The organism is Mesorhizobium sp. WSM4935, assembly GCF_029625735.1.
GTDB lineage: Bacteria > Pseudomonadota > Alphaproteobacteria > Rhizobiales > Rhizobiaceae > Mesorhizobium.
The window spans coordinates 169,273-187,766 of the sequence record NZ_JARTVR010000011.1 but is presented as its reverse complement, the minus strand read 5'-3'; the positions used below and the strand labels follow the sequence as shown (position 1 = coordinate 187,766).

Here is an 18,494-nt window from a genome sequence, read left to right as displayed (position 1 = left end):
GTGCTCCTTGGTGCCGCCAGGCAGAACGCCGAACCCGATGTAGATGGCTTTTTTGCGAACGAAGTCTTCGTCCCTGAGCTTGACCGCTCGACCCGGATAGCGTCGAAAAAGACTATGGGATAGGAAAATTTCGAGCGGTCGGTTTCTGCCATTCGGCCATCGTCCGGGACGGCGTGTGTGATGGACGAGCTCAGGTAGCTGGCGATACCTCGCGTCATAGAGCTCTTCGAGATGGCCGATCCTGCCATGAAACCCGGAGGTCGGCGCTGGTCTGGATTGAGCCTGGAAGTCATAAAGCAATTCAGAATTGTAAATCGCTCTTAGTATCTTGGCCGTGATAATGTTAAACTAACCGCGACGGATGTAACAATATATACAACTATATTAACATACAAATCGTTGTTATCTTCACCAGGAAGCGCTAGAGATCAATTGCTAAGACGGAATCACCGCCCAGCCATCGGCTTAGCCTTAGAATGGGACATCATGTCGACTTTCGTTATTATTGGAAGAGACGGCGCGTTGCCCACATCCAAGGAACTGTCGACTTTGAGAGCCGCGGCAAACACTAATCAACTTAAGCGCCCAAAAAGGGGATTGACTATGACCACGCTGCCGAAAATTTCACTTTCGAAATTGAGAGACGATGCAACGCGACGTGACGAGCGCCAGCGCCTGCAAATGGCATGCCAGGAATACGGGTTCTTCTACCTTGTCGAGCACGGCATCCCCGGGGAACAGATCGCGCAAGCCATTGAGGCTTCCCGGCGATTCTTCGCATTGCCACAGTCGGTTAAGGAACGCTACGGGCACGCCTTTCAGGACGTGTACCCCACTGCCGCCCGTGGATACAGTCCTTTACACGGCGAAATGCTACATCCTGAGGCCGGCTTCGATCCAAAGGAGGTATTCGACCTCGGAATTGAGAACGAAGGCGACCGGCGTCCGTTCTCCGGCCGCACGCGCCTTCCGGATGAAGCCTTGGCTCCTGGCTTCGCAAGAAACCTGCTTGCTTTGCAGGCTACCGTGCTCGCCGGGATTGTCCCCCAGATCGGGGATGCGCTGGCGGACCTGATAGGTATGGAAGAGGCATGGTTCCAACGCCATTTCAGCACGCCGACGCTTGGGCAACGCGTGATACGGTATCCAGCTCGCGGCGGCACTTGCGCAAAGCACACGGATCATGGCTTCTTCACGCTGCTGCTGCAAGAGGAACTCCCCCTGCGTTCCTTGCAGGTGTGGTTCCGCGGTCGATGGATGCCGGTGCCGAGCCTGCCCGATAGTCTCGTAGTCAATCTGGGCGACCTCCTTCAGGTCTTGAGCGACGGCCGCTTCAAGAGTACGCCCCACCAGGTCGTGCATAGTGGTCCGACTGATCGAATTTCGCTGCCCTTCTTTATTTATCCCGAGATCGACGCTCGCCTGACTTCGCGACAAGGGCAGCAAGTTAGTGTTGTAGAAATGATGCTGCGCAACGTTGAGTCAATATGGGTGACTGGGAATGGCGCCGGACGCGCGCGCGAACTGCAATGATTGTCTGCTTTTCTAAAGCATGCGCAATTATGGCGCCGACGCGGTGCAGATCTCCGTGGTAAGCTGGAAGAACTCTCGCATCCGCTAGATTGTCCCGCCGTCGCGCGTGTAGCGCGGCGGTCGGAAGCCCGCTTCGGGATGAATGCACCTATGGTGTCAGATTGTTTGCATCGTGTGGTCGCAGGGAAAGATCGCACTAGATCTGCACCGCTGTCGCAAACGTGCTGCGGGAAAACCTGAGGGAACTTGATCCCATGATAACGCTCGCCCAACTCGCGCTTGACGTATCGCGAACCGAGCTCCCGGGAACCAGTTCCAGCGCGACCACGACGCCGTCACAGGCGGAAAGATCTTATAACACCCGGCGGTCGCGTGCTGCACGTCTTGCGGGCCGGTGGCAGTTATCGCAAGCCGTCAACCTTTCAGGCCGAACACCTCGCGCCCTGGAGCCCATTCTCAGCCGGAGCCCGCCCCTCATGGAGATTCGTCTCGCAGGCACTGCCGACCGCGATGCATGGCGGTCCCTTTGGTACGCATATTGCGCCGACCAAGGTCTCAATTCATCAGAACAGGCGACAGATAGGATCTGGCGGCGCATCGAGCGCCCAGACGAACCGATTAACGCGCTGATCGCGGTCTCAGCAACTGGCGTTACCATAGGTTTTGCTACCTTTGTCATTCACCCGTATACTCTTAGCGATCGTCCGGTCTGTTTTCTCGCAGATCTCTATGTCGACGAGTCTTCGCGGCGCCAGGGGATTGGCCAAGCCATGCTCACGAATCTGGCCTCCTACGGTCGCGACCAAGGCTGGCTGAGAATCTATTGGAATACGGACAGATCAAATTATCATGCGCGGGCGCTCTATGACAAGATCGGTAAATTGAGTCCATACCTTACCTACTACTATGACCTGTAGACTTGCTCTGAGGTCGTAACGAAAGCGCATTGACCTGCCCCAGTCTTTTAAACAGTGGCGAGTAGACTAGAGGTGCAGCCATTTATGTTGCGCACATGGGCTTGCAGCGGAATGTATTTTCGGCGCGATGATCCATTGATCAGGCAAGGACCGTGTTCGAGGTAAACTCCGTGCGGTGGTCTGCGACGATCATGCCGGGCTTGCCGCGCTGGGCGATCAGGTCGTCAGTTCGCGAGCAACGCGGCGACCAGAGATCTGTGTCCGGAATCGCGTAAGGCATTCGCGCGTCACGTCGTCGACGAGTTGATCGGCCGCAGGAGAACTGGTCGTACAGCGACCAGCGTGCGTTCGGCTTCGCCTCGACACGGATCGGCCCCGCATGCCGACCGCCGCTCGCCGTCCGCACTTCAACAAGGTAGGCGACATCTCGTCGACCGGCAAGATCTATTCCGGACGTCCGCGCTGTCGTTATGACAAGCCATATTCTAATTTAGATCTCAAAAATCTTCCGGGGAGCAGTGGTCAGTACCTCGACGCCGGAGTCTGTGACACGGAACGTTTCGCTGATGACGTATCCAAAATCCTCCTCGATCCAATTACCTAACATCAGGTGAAAGGTCATGTTTGGTAGCAACTCTGTCATATCGCCATCCTTAAGGCTTGCGGTCGGCTCCAACCAACCAATGCCGTGTGCATAGCCGCAACGCGTCTCCTTTTTGAGGCCCCGCTTCTCGATGCTGCGATTGAAGGCGTTGGCAACATCGCTGCAAGTCGCTCCTGGCCGTATCGCATCAAGAGCGACCTCAAGGCCGGCGACTTGGATCTCATGCACGCGACGTAGACGATCGGAGGGTGAGCCGATCGTGTAAGTGCGCATAAGCCCAGCACAGTAACCATATCGCGCACCGCCGATTTCGAGATTCACCTGCGATCCATAGCGAAAAACGTCCTCGCTCCACGGAATGTGGCACGTTCCCGTTCGCGGTGATGAACACAAACTTATTCCCTCGATCCCGCTTCCTGGCTTACCGTTTGCGCCGCGCACCAACGTTGCCACAATTTCCGCGCACGCGTCTGCTTCACGCACCCCGGGGCGTATTACCTCAGCAGCGCGTCGAATCGCGGCGTCTGAGATTGCCGCCGCCTCCCGCATTACAGCTATCTCGAGATCTGACTTGATGAGCCTTTTCCAAGTGACCGCCTTAGTAGCATCGACGATCGTGGCACCAGGCAGGCGCATCCTAAACTTTTTCGCCGATTGCGATGGAAGGCAGCATAGCTCGATTCCTATGCCTCGACTCGCGAGGCCGACGTCCTCCAAGTAATCGACTACCGCGTCATAGCCATCCTTGTCAGGATTTCCAATATACGCTTCGGGGTATGCGACGATTTTGTCGCGCTCCATAAAACATTGATGAATGGCTGCCGGCGCATCACAGCGGCGCAGAATGAACGTCGGTTCCTCTTCTCGTATCGAAACCACAACGGCCTGAGGAACATAGGCTGATAGCGCGGTGTACCCCGTGAGATAGGTAATGTTATGTTGGTCGGAAACGACGAGCGCGTCGATATCGCACCGACCCATTTCGAACTTCACCGAGCCGAGCCGGCGAAGGTATTCACTTCTAGGGAATGCCTGGGGTCCCTTGGATATATTCATAAGTTTGAACTCCAGCTATGCTTTTGACAACAAGGCGAGCTATTGCGGGTAAGAGTTCTTATGCTGGCGACGGATCACCTCTCAGTTGGGGGGGAGTCGTGGGGCTGCAGATCGCTCCTGTTCGCCCGACGGCGGTGTGATAGACCAAGCGATTAAGTCGACAGCTCGTTGGAGTATCGCTTCGGTCTGAGCAAGGCTGGGTGAAACGGCGACGACATGTCCTATCCAGTCTCGAAAATCGCCTTTCCTGAAGATCGGCGCGTTGGGTTCAACATACAATTTGATTTCAGCGACACCTGGTACCGCGATCGCCTGACTGCCGCCATCGATCCAATCGAGGGTGCCGTCGCAATCAGCAACTAGGAACCGCGCGGCTGCGGTCTGCAAATGCCTTCTGCGCAAATCCCATTCCTCGCCGACGACAAGCTTGATGTGCTCGGTGACCAGATCGACACCGCTCGCCAGTTGGACCAGTTCAGGCTCAAGCGCACCAGCAAGACGCGGATTCACTTCGATTACAACCGGGCCATGATTAGTCAACCGGAGCTCGATGTTCGTTGGCCCCCAATTAAGGCCAAGAGCTTGCAAGCACCTCAGCGAAACATCAACGATACGGTCATGATCGTCTTCCGCAAGCGGGGCCGGGAAGGTCGTTTCACGGAAGACGAAATGCGGTGGGGGGCCGAAATCAACGGCGACAATCCCAATAACCTCATTGCCCATTATCTCCACGCTATAAAAAGGGCCGCGCGCGAATTCCTCAACCAATATCCTCGGCGAAGACGGCCAGATGTGCTTCCCACCCAACAGATAGGTCGTGTGGTCAGCTAACTCATCGGCGTTGCGGCACAATCGGACACCGATGCTACCGCTGCCGATTGCCGGCTTAACAATTACGGGAAAGCCGATCTCCGCGACAGCGCTTTCTACTTCTGCCACATTCAGCGCCATGCGATAAGCGGGTATCGGAACTCCGGCTTCCGCAAGTAGCTGGCGCTGAGAGAATTTGTCACAGCATCGTTCAATCAATTCGGGGTTGGGTCCCGGTAAGTCGAAATGCCGACATAGTTTGCCAACGGTTGCATAGACCGACTCGTCGATGCCCGAGAAGCCCGTGATACCAGCGATGTCATTGGTCTCACGCAGCCTGGAACATTCGCGAATCAAGGTATCAAGATTGGTTGTATCGACACGGATTGCCTCGCTTCTTTCCGCCGCAAGATACTCGTACTGTGTTGGATCAACTGATAGTGTAATTGGATGAAAGCCAAGACGCCGGGCCGCGTGGATGTATCGTATTCCATTACCTCTTGCATGGCCTTCAACCAGGATGAGAGCTTTCCTTGACATTGGCTGTTCTCCACTCTGCGTTTTTGTCGATAGGTCGTTTTGCCATCGTGGACCTCAGACTTAAAGACAACGATCCAAGGCCAAACATTCCGTGAAATTGGTCGCCTCTACCCGCAGCCGCTGGCTGAAGCTGAAGTTGCCTTTGGCGCAGCAAAATCGTCTTCCCAGATCTGGGCAGAACCGATTGGGCTTGATGGCAACTGACCGAATAGTGGCCGAGTGGGATAATGCACTGTATCGCGTACCAGAGTACTGGGGACGAGTACGCCCTTGACCGGGACCCGGCGCCACGAGCTGTCACCGAAAGGCCCTACTAGGGAGTGAGTTTTAGCGCGTTATCGCCGGGAGAGCCCTCGCGAATCGAGAACGTTATCCTTCCATCGTCGTCTATTGCACCCTCGTAGAACATGTGGTCGCAGATAGAATTATCCCGGTGGAAAGTCAGCACTCGCGGCTTGATCTCCACCATCTGATGCTCCTCGATGTATGCGGAGGAGCAAACGATTATTTCGTCCCCGACCTGACAGGTGCGAGCAGCGGCTCCGTTCAGCACGCAGCAACGAGAACCCCGCTCTCCATAAATCACGTAAGTGCTGATTCGAGCGCCCGATGATTTATTCCAGATTTCAACGAATTCCATTGGAAGGATGCCGGCTTCGTCGCAGTGATCTGGATCCAAAGTTATTGAGCCCCGGTAGTTCAAATTCGCGTCGGTCACAGTTATTCCATGAAGCTTGGCGGCAACAAATTTTCTCATCTACATTTCCTCTCGGCGGTGGGACACTGCGTCGACAAGCGATTGCTGTGTCTTGGTTTCAGGATGGATGGATGGACGTTCTGCGATTTGTCGTATTGTGGTTCTTAGGACAAAATTGATTACTCTGGCGTGGCCAGCACGAGACAGTCAGGCGAAGGCTGGTTGTGGTGGGCGGAGGCATTGCCGGCCGGCTGTCCCCCATTGGTAATGCCATCCGATACAGTTCCGACATGTTCCGTTCCTTTAATTAGTTGTGATTTCAGGTGACTGTGCCAATCGGCCCGTTCAACTGGATCGCACACAAAGTTGCAAACCTCGTGCCAAACTGGCTAATCAGGCCGGAAACAGAAATGCGTGATCTCTTTCAGCTATTTAGGTGAGCAGACCACGGATCGGATCAAGAAGGCACGTCGCGGACGCGACAAAATGTTGAGTGTAGGACGGGTTGAGGTGGCGCCCTTCTGCTGGTGGTCGTGCGGCCGATCTGGGCATCGTTGACTTCTGGCGGCGGGGATGTCGAGGACGCTCGGGTATTGGCTGTTCGGATCTTAGACGCGTGCAGCCTCATGCCTCGAATGCGGCCGTTTTACTTGTCCCAGTCGAGGCCTGCCTAAATGTTTGATCTCAGGTTTTGATGGGGCATCCTTATCTTCCGAATCAAAGGATGCACTATGGGCCAGGTTCTTCATGGGAGCGCCACGACGACAGAGGCGGTCCGTCGGGCGCCCGCTGATCAAGGGTTTGTTTTCAGCGATGGGATGGTCGCGGGGCTTACGCTCCTAAGGACGACCTTAAGAGCCCAGCCTCGCTACCGTGCCATGATCGCGCAAGGCGGCCCTCGCCGGAGGCGTACCCGAGGATCGCCCCTGACCAACAAGGAAAAGCCGGATCGACGCGGTCATGTATCCTCTAAGAGTTGTCATGACGCTTACCTCCTTCAGGTTGTGTGCGTCAAGTTCTGCAAAATGGGGCGGCCACGATGCTGGTCATGCGGCTTGGCGTAGAGCGAGCTTCTTGTGCTCGCGCAGATCGTCCATGTTGATGTAGCGGTTGGCCTCCATCCAGTTCTCGTTGGTCTCGCAGCCAGCGCCCTGACGAGGCGCAGGCAGCTTTCATTGGGGAAGATGCGCATGACATTGGTGCGCCGGCGGATTTCCTCATTGTGCCGTTCAAGCATGTTGGTGCTCTTGAGATGCTTGTGATGCTGGCGCGGCAGGCAAAAGAAGGTCAGCGTGCGCTCGATGGTCTCCTCCACCCAACTCGTCAGTCGCGGATAGCGGCCCGACCATTTGGACAGCCATGCGGCGAGATCGGCCTTGGCCTCGGCGAGATCGCGCCGGTCATTAGAGCCAGCGCAAGTCCTGCAGGCAGTCGGCGCCGTGCTTTCTCGGCAGGTGATCGAGCGCGTTCCTGAGGAAGTGGACGTAGCAGCGCTGCCAGGCGGCTTCGGGGATCACCTCGCCGATCGCCGCGACCAGGCCGGCATGATTGGCGGAGACAACCAGCTCGACGCCCTTGGGGCTGCGCGCCTTCAGCGCGACGAGGAAATCCCTCCAGGCCGAGCGGCTTTCGCGATTGGCCATCTCGACGGCCAGGATCTGGCGCCGGCCGTCCCAGTCGATGCCGACAGCGATCAGCACCGCCTGGCTCATGACGACGCCGGCCTCACGCACCTTCTCTTAGCGCGCATCGAGGATGAGGTAAGGAAACGGCTCTTGAAGGGGGCGCCTGGCAAAGGCAGCGAGGCTCTCGTCCAGCCGCTTGTTGATGGCCGAGATCGACGAGGCCGAGAACGCATGGCCGCACAGCTCTTCCGTGATCGCCTTGACCTTGCGGGTCGACACGCCCTGCACATACATCTCCGCAAGCGTCGCCACCAAGGCCCGCTCCGAACGCTGGTAACGCTCGAGAAGCTCGGTCGAGAAGCGGCCGGCCCGGTCCTGCGGAACCCGCAGCTCAAGCTTGCCGACCCGCGTGACAAGGGTGCGGCCGTAATAACCCGAGCGGTAGCCGAGCCGCTCAGGTGTGCGCTCGCTCTTCGAAGCCCCCAGCGCCTCGTCCATCTCGGCCTCGAGTACCTCCTGCATCACCGCACGGATCACTTCGTGAAGTCCGTCCGGGTCCGAAAGCAGAATGTCTTTGATGGCAGCGCTGCCGGTCTTACTTTCAATCTTGGTCATGGTGGCGTTCCTTCGCGGGAATCGGTGACGTGAACAATCACCAGCCTGCCATGACCGCCCTCTCTCAGCGAATTTGCAGAACTGTCAGCACACACCCTCCTTCATCACAAACCCAACCGAACAACTGGGCAGGTGTTCCAAAAAACGCCGAGTTCCAATAAGGACTCAGGTCCTGGTCCGCTATTGTCACCCCTTCCAAGTCGATGTGTTCGTCACAAATCTTGCGCAATTGAGAAAGGTCGCCCGGGCGTACAACTCTGATTTCCACAGTATTCTCCTGCTTCTCGTTCCGGCACACGTCAGGGGATTTGCTTGCGCAGTTGCCTGATGTGGCAGGTGAGCCAGCCCGCATATTGGCCGTCGTATTGTGGGCCGCGACGCTCACATGTGCGCACCCGATGAAGTGTAGATGTGTTTGTTTCAGGCAATGAGGCGCGTCTTGTGAGCACCGCCACGGTGGACCTGAAATCGCCTCACAGACGCTTGCCCACTGAACACGTCCCCGCCATGACCGGGGACGTGTTAAGGCACATTGCCTTCAGCCTCTGCAGAGGTCAGCGGTCTTGCTGCCGTCCGCAGGTTGTCTTTGCCGTAGCCGTATTTGCCGAATACTGCCATCATTTCGCCAGAGCCAACATAGTCCTGCATACGGCATTGAACGCGTCGACCGCAGCCTGCTCGTTGAGCTCGAAGGCGATAGCAGGATAGTTGGCTGGCGCGATGAACGAATCGGCCAGCTCAAGGCTGTGGTCCTTCTTAACAAGTCCAGTCGCTGTAAAGTAGTCGAGGGCACCGGCGGCGGCGCGACAGCCTGTCCGCCGGCGGTCCGGCGACCTGCATGATTTTGTCGTCGGCGATGCCTGACTTTTTCGCGTCCTGGACCGCGGTGTAGCCTGTATCACTGACGAAGGTGAGTCCCTTGTCACGCACATCCTCATAAGAATGCAGCCCTTCCGGGTTGCCCTTAGGCACCAGCAGTGCGCCTCTCTCCGTAGCGATCGGTTCGCTGAACAGCACGTTGCGGCAGCGCTCCGGCTTGATCCACATGCCGGCCGTGATGAAGTCGAAGCGGCTAGCCTGCAGGCCGGGGACAAGTGAGCCCCATTCGGTTACGACCGGCTCGATTCTATTCTCGTGTTTTTGCGCGACGCACGCAAATGCCAGACAATCCGATCCCCAAATTAATTCCCAGCACCGCAGGTTATTTGGTGTCCGCTTTTTCAACGAGACGCTCCATGAGCGTGCTGTAGGCGACAAAACCGGTGTGAGACCAGAAGGTCTTGCGGCCAGGATTGGTCTCCAGCACGTCGAGGAAAATCCTTGATTTGTTGTGGAAACGAGACCGAATAAGCAGCTCAAGGGTCCTGCAGCCAATCTCCGAACGTCGGTGTTGGCAGCTGACGTAGAATTGCCTCAAAAAGACGCGTTGCCCACTCGGCTCCGCATTGTCTGGCTCCAAACGATGAGTGGCGAGGCCCACAATCTCGCCGTTCTGGCTGAAGAGGTCGACCATCCAAATTTCGCGATTCACCAACTGAATAAACCGCTCCTTGAGTTCTGAAACCGTCATCGGGGTTTCGATGCTTCTCGGCCTCGATCAACTCGCGGTTCAACATTGCCAACTTGTCGAAATCTTCGGCGGCAGCTCTGCGAATCTCAATTGTCTCTGAAGCACTGTGATCCTCTCCTGACCCATGCGACCCACGCAGCGGGCTAGGCAATGCGCTCCTACATGTCCGTGGTGGGTAAAGCCCGTCCGCAGCCAAAAATCCTATGATTAGAGTTGTTCTCGATGACCTCCGATACGGATTCTCTCGCCGGGCTTATTTCGATTTGGTCGAGGTCATTGAATCCTGCATCGCCCGACAGCCGCGCCGTCGGTAGGGATCAGCAAGCGTTCAATTTCCAGATGGTGGCTGCGAGAGGCGGATACCAACGTTTCTCGTCTGAACGTAGCCGTCCAGCGCTTCCTGACCCTTCTCCCTGCCGTAGCCGGACTGGTTTATCCCACCGAACGGTGTTTCCACCCCGCCCACATACCACCCATTCACGTACACTTGACCGGCCCAAAGGCGGTCGGCGGTCCAGAGGGCCCGGTCAATATCCCGCGTGAACACGCCCGCTGCCAGACCGTGAACGGTGTCGTTCGCGAGATTGACGGCCATTCCCGGATTATCGAACGTGGTAACGGCAAGAACAGGACCGAATACTTCTTGCTGGAAGAGATTGCTGTCTCGCGCGACATCGGCAAACACCGTGGCCGCCATAAAGTAACCGCTCCGCTCCGAAAGCGCAGTCCCGCCGGTTACGAGTCGCGCGCCCTGCGAGAGGGCCGTCTGGCAGGCCCGCTCAACTCCTTGTCGTTGGTTTCGGGAGATCAACGGGGTGATGTCGCAGTTTTCGCGTCCTGGACCGACCGACAGTCCTTCGACGCAGACCCTCACTCTTTCCACCAGTTTGTCTGCAATAGAACGTTCCACAATAAGACGTGTAAGGTTGTTGCAATTCTGGCCTGCATTCAGAAAGGTCCCGACGCGTACCGCTTCCACAACGCAGTCGAGGTCGGCATCGGAATACACAACTGCAGCCGACTTTCCGCCCAGTTCCATTATGCAGGGCACGATCCGATCCGCTGCCGTCTTGAGCACCGTCCGCCCAGTAGTAATCGAGCCCGTGAAGACGATGTGGCGAACGTCGGGATGTTCGATCAGCGCCTGGCCTGCCGTTTGGCCGTATCCAGTGAGCACGTTGACCGCTCCGGCAGGCAGCCCCGCTGTCTCACAGGCACGCGCAAGTTCAACTCCGGAAAGGGGAGCTAGTTCCGGCGACTTCACCACGACTGAGTTGCCGGTTGCGATGGCGCAGGCCAGCGAGCGGGCCGTCAGTTCAAGTGGACCATTCCACGGAACGATCTGGGCGGACACGCCGAAGGGACTTCTGACTGTGTAGTTGACCAGGTTGGCCCCGCGCGGGATCGAGCGCCCTTCAAGTTTGTCGGCCAAGCCACCATAGTATCGCAGGTATCTGATGGCGGTCTGAACCTCGCCATCGGCAAGTTCCAATGCCTTCCCCGTCTCCGCGCAGTTAATGGCTGCGATCTCGTCGAAACGCGCTTCAAGGGCGTCGGCAACGCGAAACAACATGCGACCGCGATCATACGGATGCATGTCTATCAGCACGCGGTCGCGAAAAACGCGGTGAGCAGCAGTAACGGCAAGCTCGATGTCTTGGGGTCCTGCTTCAGCTACGACAGCAATCGTTTCGGCGCTCGCCGGGTCATCGACCTCGATGCGTGTGCCGGACACAGAATCCCGCCACTCGCCATCGATATAATTTTTGACTACGTCGTTGCTGGCCATCCAGTCCTCTTTCTTATCGCTCGATTTTCTTCGAATTGGCGCAGCGACAGTGGTCGGCGCCGCAGGAAGAACGGCAACCGTGGTATCGGTCCGGCAGTGAAAGCCCTAGTCTGCCGTTCAGCCGCTCCGAGTTCGCCCACTGCCACATGCCACGGAACGGCCTTCCCGTTCCGTGACTGCGAGCGGCCCGATTTTGGACCTGCTAGTGGCCCGGTGCTTTGTCGGCTAGCGAGCCGCGCCTCCACCGTCGAGGGTAGTCGCTACTGCGCCAATGCTGTCGCGAATGATGGACAGACCACGCCGAAGGTCAGCCTCGGCGATGGTGAGGGCAGTCATGAACTTAAGCACCTCACCGTATGAGCCGGCGATCTCGATCACCAAGCCCCGACGAAAAGCCTCCTGGGAGACCAGACCTGGCAAGGAGTGGTGCTTCGGTGAAACGAGTCCGTACATCAGACCGCGGCCTCGCACGCTCAGGCCGAGGGTGGGGAATTCCTCGGTAATCGCGTTGAGTTCTTGGACCAAGATCGCAGACTTGCGAGCGATCTCATCCTCGAACTTGGAGTCGGACCAGTAAGCTTCGAGGGCCGCACGAGCAGTGACGAAAGCATAGTTGTTGCCTCTGAAGGTCCCGGTGTGTGCGCCCGGGGCCCAGACATCAAGTTCAGGCTTGATGAGAATAAGGGCCATTGGGGTTCCGATCGCCGACAAAGATTTGGACAGGGTAACGATGTCCGGCACAATTGCAGCCGCTTCGAAACTGAAGAAACTGCCCGCGCGACCGACCCCGGCCTGGATGTCATCGAGGATCATCAAGATTCCGTGCCGCGACGTTAGCTCGCGCAGCCGTTGCAGCCAAGTAACGCTCGCAGCATTGATGCCGCCTTCACCTTGGATCCCTTCCAGGATCACCGCGGCAGGTTTGTCGAGGCCACTGTTGGGGTCATTGAGAAGCTTTTCGAAGTAATCGATTGTGTCAACTGACGCCCCCAGGTAGCCTTCGTATGGCAACGATGTCACATGGGCGAGGGGAAACCCGGCAGCGGCCCGGTGCTCCTTGTTTCCCATCGCTGCCAATGCTCCAGCGCTTTCCCCATGGAACGAGTTGGTAAACGAGACGATGTTCGATCTCCCGGTCACCTGGCGAGCCAGTTTTAGACTCGCTTCGACCGCGTTCGTACCTGTGGGGCCGGGAAACTGTAATTTGTATGTCAGACCACGAGGCTTGAGAATGTATCGCTCGAAAGCTTCGATGAAGGCTTTCTTGGCCGTCGTGGCAAGGTCCAGCCCATGCACAATTCCGTCGCGCTCGATATAATCCAGCAGCGCCTTCTTGATGACGGGGTTGTTGTGCCCATAATTCAAAACGCCTGCACCGGCGAAAAAGTCGAGATATTCCCGACCGTCTGCAGCGATGAGAGTGGTCCCGACTCCGCGATCGAATAGGGCGGGGAAGGCGCGGACGTAGCTGCGCACCTCAGACTCCAGGCGATTGAAAACCGCGAGACCTGCATCCATTTCAGGTGCGAATTGCTTGCTCATAGGCGAACTCCTCAATCTGAAGCCTGCAAAGCCAGGCCTCTTCTGCTTTATGAAGTGGCGTGTAGGTGCCGTTGTGAGACAATAGCGCGCTACATTGGGCGCCTTGCGCAAATTCTGAGCGGCGGGATGCAGTAATTATGCGAAATTGCCGGCAGGTTGCATAAGGCCGGCGGTTTGTGTGGCTGCGGTGACGATTTTTCCCAACCACCTCAAGACGGCTGCATTTGATGCAGCAACCGGGGCAGGCGAACCTAGCGCTCGATTCCCTATACACAGATGAGACTCTTGGCAGCGTGAGCCAACGAATGGAAGCCGAAGCGCGGAAATAGAGGTCCCCCCTATCATCATCGTCCAGTCGGCTTAGCGTTTAAGTTCCGAGACGTTTCCTCGGCCGAACTGGGCGCAAGGCCTCGGCTTTTGACCGTCGGCTGCCATTGTCAGTTGGGCGATGGTGGACAGCACTCTTCGGCCAATGGCTATAACTGACGTCGAGGACGATAGCCGACTTTGGTCCCATGCCTGGCCTGATCGTTTGGGCTTCCGTCTGCGCGGGGTTGAGGCTACAGTCGAGTGCATATCGCAGTTTTTCTGCGCAAATTGCAGCTATTCCGGAGAATGACCATGGAATTGGATCGGATAGATCTGAAAATCTTAAGCGCTGTTCAGCGCAACAATCGCCAAACAACGGAAGAATTGGGCCAACTGGCCGGTATATCGCCCACGGCCTGTCAGCGGCGATTGAAGCAGTTGCGACAAATTGGCGTAATTGAGGCTGATGTTGCAATCGTGTCGCCTGAGGCGGTGGGCAGGTCCCTGATGATGCTGGTCTTGGTCGACATTGAGCGCTATCGTTCCGACGTCATCGATCGCTTCAAGCAGTCTCTACAGAAGGCGCCTGAAGTAATGAGCGCGTATGCGGTCACCGGTAACGCCGATTTCGTTCTCCTTCTCTCCGTGCGTGACTTGGCAGAGTACGACGCATTCTCGAGGCGTTTCTTCTTTGATAGCCCGGCTGTTAGAAATTACAGCACGATGATTGTGATGGATCGCACGAAGGTAACCTTGGCGGTGCCAATCGATGTATAGAACGCGCAATCTTACGCGCATTCAACAACTGGTTGATCCGATTCACCGATGACTGGCGCAAGGGTCAGCCGCCTTGCCCGCCGGCCATGATTGGGACGGGAGTTTTCGTACCGCTAAAGCGGCGATGGAGCGCAAGGCGAAGCATCATTCTGCTCCTTACAACGGCCTCGTCAGCGCGATGCTGCAAAAGCACTTCTGGACCTACCGGGCTGCATTCTGATGTATCTCGCGATAGGTTTGTCCCCTTCAGTCGCGATGCGCTTTGTCCACTTAAGTCACGACGCTCCGGCATCGCCTTCAGCCCTGATGGACTGCTGGCAAGGTCATGTTTAAACGTTCCGCCCCGTTGGGAGGCCGCCATAATGCGAATCTCTTAAGAATGCGCTGATTTCCTGCGTCCTGCAAGATAATTGCGCGTTTTTGCTTGCTCGCCGTCTGCTAGATTTTTGCCCGACTCAGACATTTGCGAGTTTGCGTGGTTTTCGATTATATCGTCGTGGGTGGTGGCTCCTCTGGATGCGTGATGGCGAGCAGGCTCTCCGCCTATGGCGCTCGCGTGCTGCTCATTGAAGCTGGCCCTGATACGCCGCCGAATGCCATTCCTGACGACATCCAGGATGGCGACCCAACGCGTGCTTACCTTAATCCCGGTTATCGATGGCAGTCACTCCACGCGACAACGGTGCGAGGTGGCCGCAAGCCTGTCCATTACGAACAGGCGCGCGTCATGGGTGGCGGCTCCAGCATCAATGCCCAAGTCGCCAACCGCGGCGGGCCCGGAGATTACGATGAGTGGGCCTCAAGCGGTGCAACGGGCTGGGGTTGGGAAGACGTGCTGCCCTACTTCCGTCGTCTAGAATGCGATTTGGATTTCGGCGGGGAATTTCATGGCACGAACGGCCCCTTGCCAATCAAACGTGTGCGCCAATCAGACTGGTCGGGCTTCATCCGGGCAATCTCCGATGCTTACGATGCTTTGGGGCTTCATTTCAGGCCAGACTTCAATGGTGCATTCGGTGATGGCTATTCAGTTGTCCCATTGACCAACCGCAATGGTCATCGGGTCTCCTCCGCGATGGCGTACTTACCCGAAACCGTCCGCTCTCGCCGCAATCTAACGATTTTATCCGAAACGACAGTTGCGCGGCTGACCTTTTTGGGAACAACGGTAACGGGGGTCGAGACGGAGAACAAATCGGGCGTGCAATCGTATAGCGCTTCTTGCGTTATCCTGTGCGCAGGAGCACTCCATTCACCCGCCATATTGATGCGCTCCGGGATCGGCCCCGCGAAGGAATTAGTACAATTCGGAATCCCTATCGTTGCAGATTTGAAAGGTGTGGGCCAGAATCTTCAGGAACACCCCACGATTTGCGTTTCGGCCTATTTGAAGCCGGCCGATCGCTTGTCACCCGGCGTGAGCGAATATATTCAGATGCACGCCCGCTACTCGTCGGGTTACGAAGGCTGCCCGTCGACCGATATGGCAATATCGACTGTTGCCAAATCATCCTGGCACCCGCTGGGGAGGCGCCTCGGCACTCTCGCCGTGTGGGTCAATCGCAGCTACTCGACGGGAACTGTGGCGCTCAAGGGTAGTTCGCATAAAATAGAGCCGGAGGTCGATTTCAACTGGTTGAGCGACAAGCGGGACGCCGAGCGCCTCAAGCAGGGCTTTCGCTTCATAGTCCGCCTGCTGCAGCAAGATTCGCTGTCCTCTGTGGCGCTGGACCCGTTTCCGTCAGCGTTGAATGCGCGAGCGAAGCTGGTGAGCAAGGTCACAAGCACAAACTATGCACTCACGTCATTTCTGGCGCTGCTCATGGACGCGTCGCCGCGGCTGCGCCGTGGGCTGATTAGGCGCGTCATAACGGATGGGGATAGCATTTCCGATCTCGTCAACGACGAGAAACATCTGGATCGGTATATTCGCCAGAACGTCATCCCAAGTTGGCATCCGACGTCGACCTGCAGGATGGGGGCAGCCGCGGATCCTGGCGCTGTGACCGATCCGTCGGGACGCGTTCATGGTATTTTGGGTTTGAGGATCGCCGACGCTTCCGTCATGCCATTTTGCCCTCGGGCGAACACAAACATTCCGACGATTATGGTGGCTGAGAAATTGGCCGACACAACCTTGAGAGACGGCAGACGGAGCTAGGCCAGGCGGCATGTACATTCTGCCGGAGCGCTGCCGCAATGTGGTGTTCACCGAGCCGCTTGCTAAGTTCACCGAAGCCCTGCTCATGCCGAATGGCAATCCCAAAAGACCAGCACTCCTTTGACGATATTCGTGATAAGGGCCTAACGCTGGTCACCACCGCCGGTTCCGACACGGTCACGACCGCCAAAGACGCGGGCATTCCGGAGGATCGTGTCATGCAGGTCGCCGGCCAGGCCGAATTCTTGCAGGCAGTGAAGGTCGGCCGCGCGGCGGCGGGGTCGCTAAACTACTTCACGGTAAGGAGCTCGCTGACAAGGTCGACAGCGTTGAAATGGCAGATCCGTTCACCCCGCCGGCTGGGAAGGCCGGCTACCCAAGTCTCGCCTTCCTGCCCAATCAGCAGGCGGTCGATGCCTTCAACGAGGTATTGAATACTTATATCGGCTCCGACCAAATGATGCAGTCGGTCAAAATACGGCTACACCAAAATCAATCTGCCGGACGGCACCAAGACCGGCGACCTGTGCAAGGGTTGAAATCTTGCGGGGAATGCCACCCATGCACCTAAAAGGCTCCCGGCCGCAGTGGCTGGGCGACGACAGAGCAAAGTGACAAGACGCGAGGCTCCGGGGTGCCGATTTCCGGTATTCAGACGAGATAGTTCGGCAACGTGGCATGTGAGGCTGCTACGCTCAGGAGTGAGCAATGGCAGTCCATCTCGCATGTCGCAATGCCGACCTGATGCCCCTCCTTTTGCCGAGGAACCGATGATCACCAAGCATCGCGTATCGGTTGATGGTGTCGAGACATCGTACTGCGAGAACGGAGCTGGTAGGCCGATTGTTTTCCTGCAGGGGGCGGGCTTCCGTGCAGAGGCTAAGAGTTCCTTTGTTCGGCAGCTGAACGGGCTATCCGATCAATTTACGGTAGTAGCGATTGATCAACTCCATTTTGGGGGAACGGATTATCCTGCTGACTGCAAATACATTAACCGGCTCGGTCGTGTGAATCATGTAATTAGCTTCCTCCAACAACTGGGTTTGAAGCAGATCACGCTAGTCGGCCATTCAGAAGGATCATTCGTCGACGCGCGGGTCGCGATCGTGCGTCCCGATCTTGTTTCTAAGCTTGTCCTGCTGACCGCTAACTCCGTGTCGCCGGCGTTCGGAGATGACCGTGACGAAGCTTGGCTGGAGGCCTGCCGGCAGGCTTACGGCTGTTCCGGCCCGATGCCGAGCGAAGAGGAATACATCACCGCACGGCGGAAAAGCTGCCGCGCCCACGGGCAGGATGTGGAATGCGCCGAGCGAGAAGCCTATCGGCGGGCCGCGGCTCGGGGACAATGGGAGATCTGGCAGAGATTGCCGGAAGACGAGACAAACCTGCATCGTTATCCACTGCTGCAGCAGAAGTATATCTTCCCCTACCTTGATCAGCTTCAGGCCCAGACGTTGATCATCTGGTCCAAGAACGACCCTACCGCGACGCCGGAGCAAGGGATCAACCTGGCGAAGCTGATCAGGAATTCAGATTTCCATCTGCTCAATAATGCCGGCGATTCCGTCCAGGTTGATCCGGAGCGAAGCCGTGAACAGACTCATCCGTCAATGGCACGAATGATCAACTGTGACGGGAACAATGCTCGGGCCAGCGTCTCCGAGGCGAATCTCTCAGCGGCGTGTCGCATACGACGAACTTGTGCCCTGCCATGGCAACAAGGGCATAGCCCAGGCGGTGGCGCCCATCCAACCGGGCAGGGCAGGAGTCATGCAAGACGTGGTGTGCCTCAGTTGGCCATACCACAGCTCGCGATTGTTCACTTCCAACGAACCACGGGGATGACGGAAATGTGCGTATGCACCCAAAAATCACCGAATTTCTGCGAATAACTTGCATTTCTCGCACAAAGCACCACAGCTGCGCTGCTACGCTCACGAAGCATGCAC

General features: G+C 57.1%; 13 protein-coding genes and 2 pseudogenes. 5 read left to right on the top strand and 10 right to left on the bottom strand.

Annotated elements, in window-relative coordinates:
- Positions 1-603 precede the first annotated feature (603 nt).
- Positions 604-1,533 (top strand): 2-oxoglutarate and iron-dependent oxygenase domain-containing protein, encoded by a 930-nt coding sequence (locus tag P9273_RS23260; RefSeq protein WP_063170383.1) that lies wholly within the window; start codon positions 604-606, stop codon positions 1,531-1,533.
- Positions 1,534-2,009: 476 nt separating this feature from the next.
- On the top strand, positions 2,010-2,450 hold the full coding sequence (locus tag P9273_RS23255) for a GNAT family N-acetyltransferase (protein ID WP_158515807.1): 441 nt from the start codon (positions 2,010-2,012) through the stop codon (positions 2,448-2,450).
- Positions 2,451-2,592: 142 nt separating this feature from the next.
- Here the strand turns inward: P9273_RS23255 and P9273_RS23250 are convergent.
- From P9273_RS23250 to ectB, 10 genes and pseudogenes are all read right to left on the bottom strand, one after another.
- Positions 2,593-2,849 (bottom strand): annotated as a pseudogene (locus tag P9273_RS23250) (IS3 family transposase); the annotation flags it as partial.
- A gap of 91 nt (positions 2,850-2,940) precedes the next feature.
- Positions 2,941-4,110 (bottom strand): M24 family metallopeptidase, encoded by a 1,170-nt coding sequence (locus tag P9273_RS23245; protein ID WP_063169356.1) that lies wholly within the window; start codon positions 4,108-4,110, stop codon positions 2,941-2,943.
- An 81-nt stretch (positions 4,111-4,191) separates the two neighbouring features.
- On the bottom strand, positions 4,192-5,460 hold the full coding sequence (locus P9273_RS23240) for an ATP-grasp domain-containing protein (protein WP_082826583.1): 1,269 nt from the start codon (positions 5,458-5,460) through the stop codon (positions 4,192-4,194).
- A gap of 313 nt (positions 5,461-5,773) precedes the next feature.
- Entirely contained in the window at positions 5,774-6,217 is a 444-nt protein-coding gene (gene panD, locus P9273_RS23235) for an aspartate 1-decarboxylase (protein WP_063169354.1), read from the bottom strand.
- Between the two features lie 986 nt (positions 6,218-7,203).
- Positions 7,204-8,397: pseudogene (locus P9273_RS23230) on the bottom strand (IS256 family transposase).
- 64 nt (positions 8,398-8,461) lie between these two features.
- Positions 8,462-8,665, bottom strand: a complete 204-nt coding sequence (locus tag P9273_RS23225) for a hypothetical protein (RefSeq protein ID WP_141245431.1) — start codon at positions 8,663-8,665, stop codon at positions 8,462-8,464.
- A 488-nt stretch (positions 8,666-9,153) separates the two neighbouring features.
- Complete coding sequence (locus P9273_RS23220; protein ID WP_224571101.1) at positions 9,154-9,621, bottom strand: transporter substrate-binding domain-containing protein; 468 nt, start codon at positions 9,619-9,621, stop codon at positions 9,154-9,156.
- Positions 9,599-9,967 carry a GNAT family N-acetyltransferase gene (locus P9273_RS23215; protein ID WP_063169352.1) on the bottom strand — a complete coding sequence of 123 codons (369 nt, stop codon included), beginning with the start codon at positions 9,965-9,967 and terminating at the stop codon, positions 9,599-9,601. Before P9273_RS23215 ends, P9273_RS23220 begins: the two co-directional genes overlap by 23 nt.
- 328 nt (positions 9,968-10,295) lie before the next feature.
- Positions 10,296-11,756 carry an aldehyde dehydrogenase family protein gene (locus P9273_RS23210; protein ID WP_063169351.1) on the bottom strand — a complete coding sequence of 487 codons (1,461 nt, stop codon included), beginning with the start codon at positions 11,754-11,756 and terminating at the stop codon, positions 10,296-10,298.
- 225 nt (positions 11,757-11,981) lie between these two features.
- Positions 11,982-13,298, bottom strand: a complete 1,317-nt coding sequence (gene ectB / locus P9273_RS23205; RefSeq protein WP_063169350.1) for a diaminobutyrate--2-oxoglutarate transaminase — start codon at positions 13,296-13,298, stop codon at positions 11,982-11,984.
- A 621-nt stretch (positions 13,299-13,919) separates the two neighbouring features.
- Here ectB and P9273_RS23200 point away from each other — a divergent pair.
- From P9273_RS23200 to P9273_RS23190, 3 genes are all read left to right on the top strand, one after another.
- Entirely contained in the window at positions 13,920-14,384 is a 465-nt protein-coding gene (locus P9273_RS23200) for an Lrp/AsnC family transcriptional regulator (RefSeq protein WP_063169349.1), read from the top strand.
- A 475-nt stretch (positions 14,385-14,859) separates the two neighbouring features.
- The gene (locus P9273_RS23195) at positions 14,860-16,545 is read left to right on the top strand and encodes a GMC family oxidoreductase (RefSeq protein WP_063169348.1); all 1,686 of its coding nucleotides are present in this window, start codon (positions 14,860-14,862) and stop codon (positions 16,543-16,545) included.
- 770 nt (positions 16,546-17,315) lie between these two features.
- Positions 17,316-18,437, top strand: coding sequence for an alpha/beta fold hydrolase (locus P9273_RS23190; RefSeq protein WP_063169347.1), 1,122 nt, complete (start codon positions 17,316-17,318; stop codon positions 18,435-18,437).
- Positions 18,438-18,494: the final 57 nt, after the last annotated feature.

Coding starts and splice junctions, on each gene's coding strand:
- P9273_RS23255 (WP_158515807.1), top strand. CDS start 2,010: ATGGAGATTCGTCTCGCAGGCACTGCCGACCGCGATGCATGGCGGTCC.
- P9273_RS23215 (WP_063169352.1), bottom strand. CDS start 9,967: ATGACGGTTTCAGAACTCAAGGAGCGGTTTATTCAGTTGGTGAATCGC.
- P9273_RS23260 (WP_063170383.1), top strand. CDS start 604: ATGACCACGCTGCCGAAAATTTCACTTTCGAAATTGAGAGACGATGCA.
- P9273_RS23190 (WP_063169347.1), top strand. CDS start 17,316: ATGATCACCAAGCATCGCGTATCGGTTGATGGTGTCGAGACATCGTAC.
- ectB (WP_063169350.1), bottom strand. CDS start 13,298: ATGAGCAAGCAATTCGCACCTGAAATGGATGCAGGTCTCGCGGTTTTC.
- panD (WP_063169354.1), bottom strand. CDS start 6,217: ATGAGAAAATTTGTTGCCGCCAAGCTTCATGGAATAACTGTGACCGAC.
- P9273_RS23240 (WP_082826583.1), bottom strand. CDS start 5,460: ATGTCAAGGAAAGCTCTCATCCTGGTTGAAGGCCATGCAAGAGGTAAT.
- P9273_RS23210 (WP_063169351.1), bottom strand. CDS start 11,756: ATGGCCAGCAACGACGTAGTCAAAAATTATATCGATGGCGAGTGGCGG.
- P9273_RS23200 (WP_063169349.1), top strand. CDS start 13,920: ATGGAATTGGATCGGATAGATCTGAAAATCTTAAGCGCTGTTCAGCGC.
- P9273_RS23245 (WP_063169356.1), bottom strand. CDS start 4,110: ATGAATATATCCAAGGGACCCCAGGCATTCCCTAGAAGTGAATACCTT.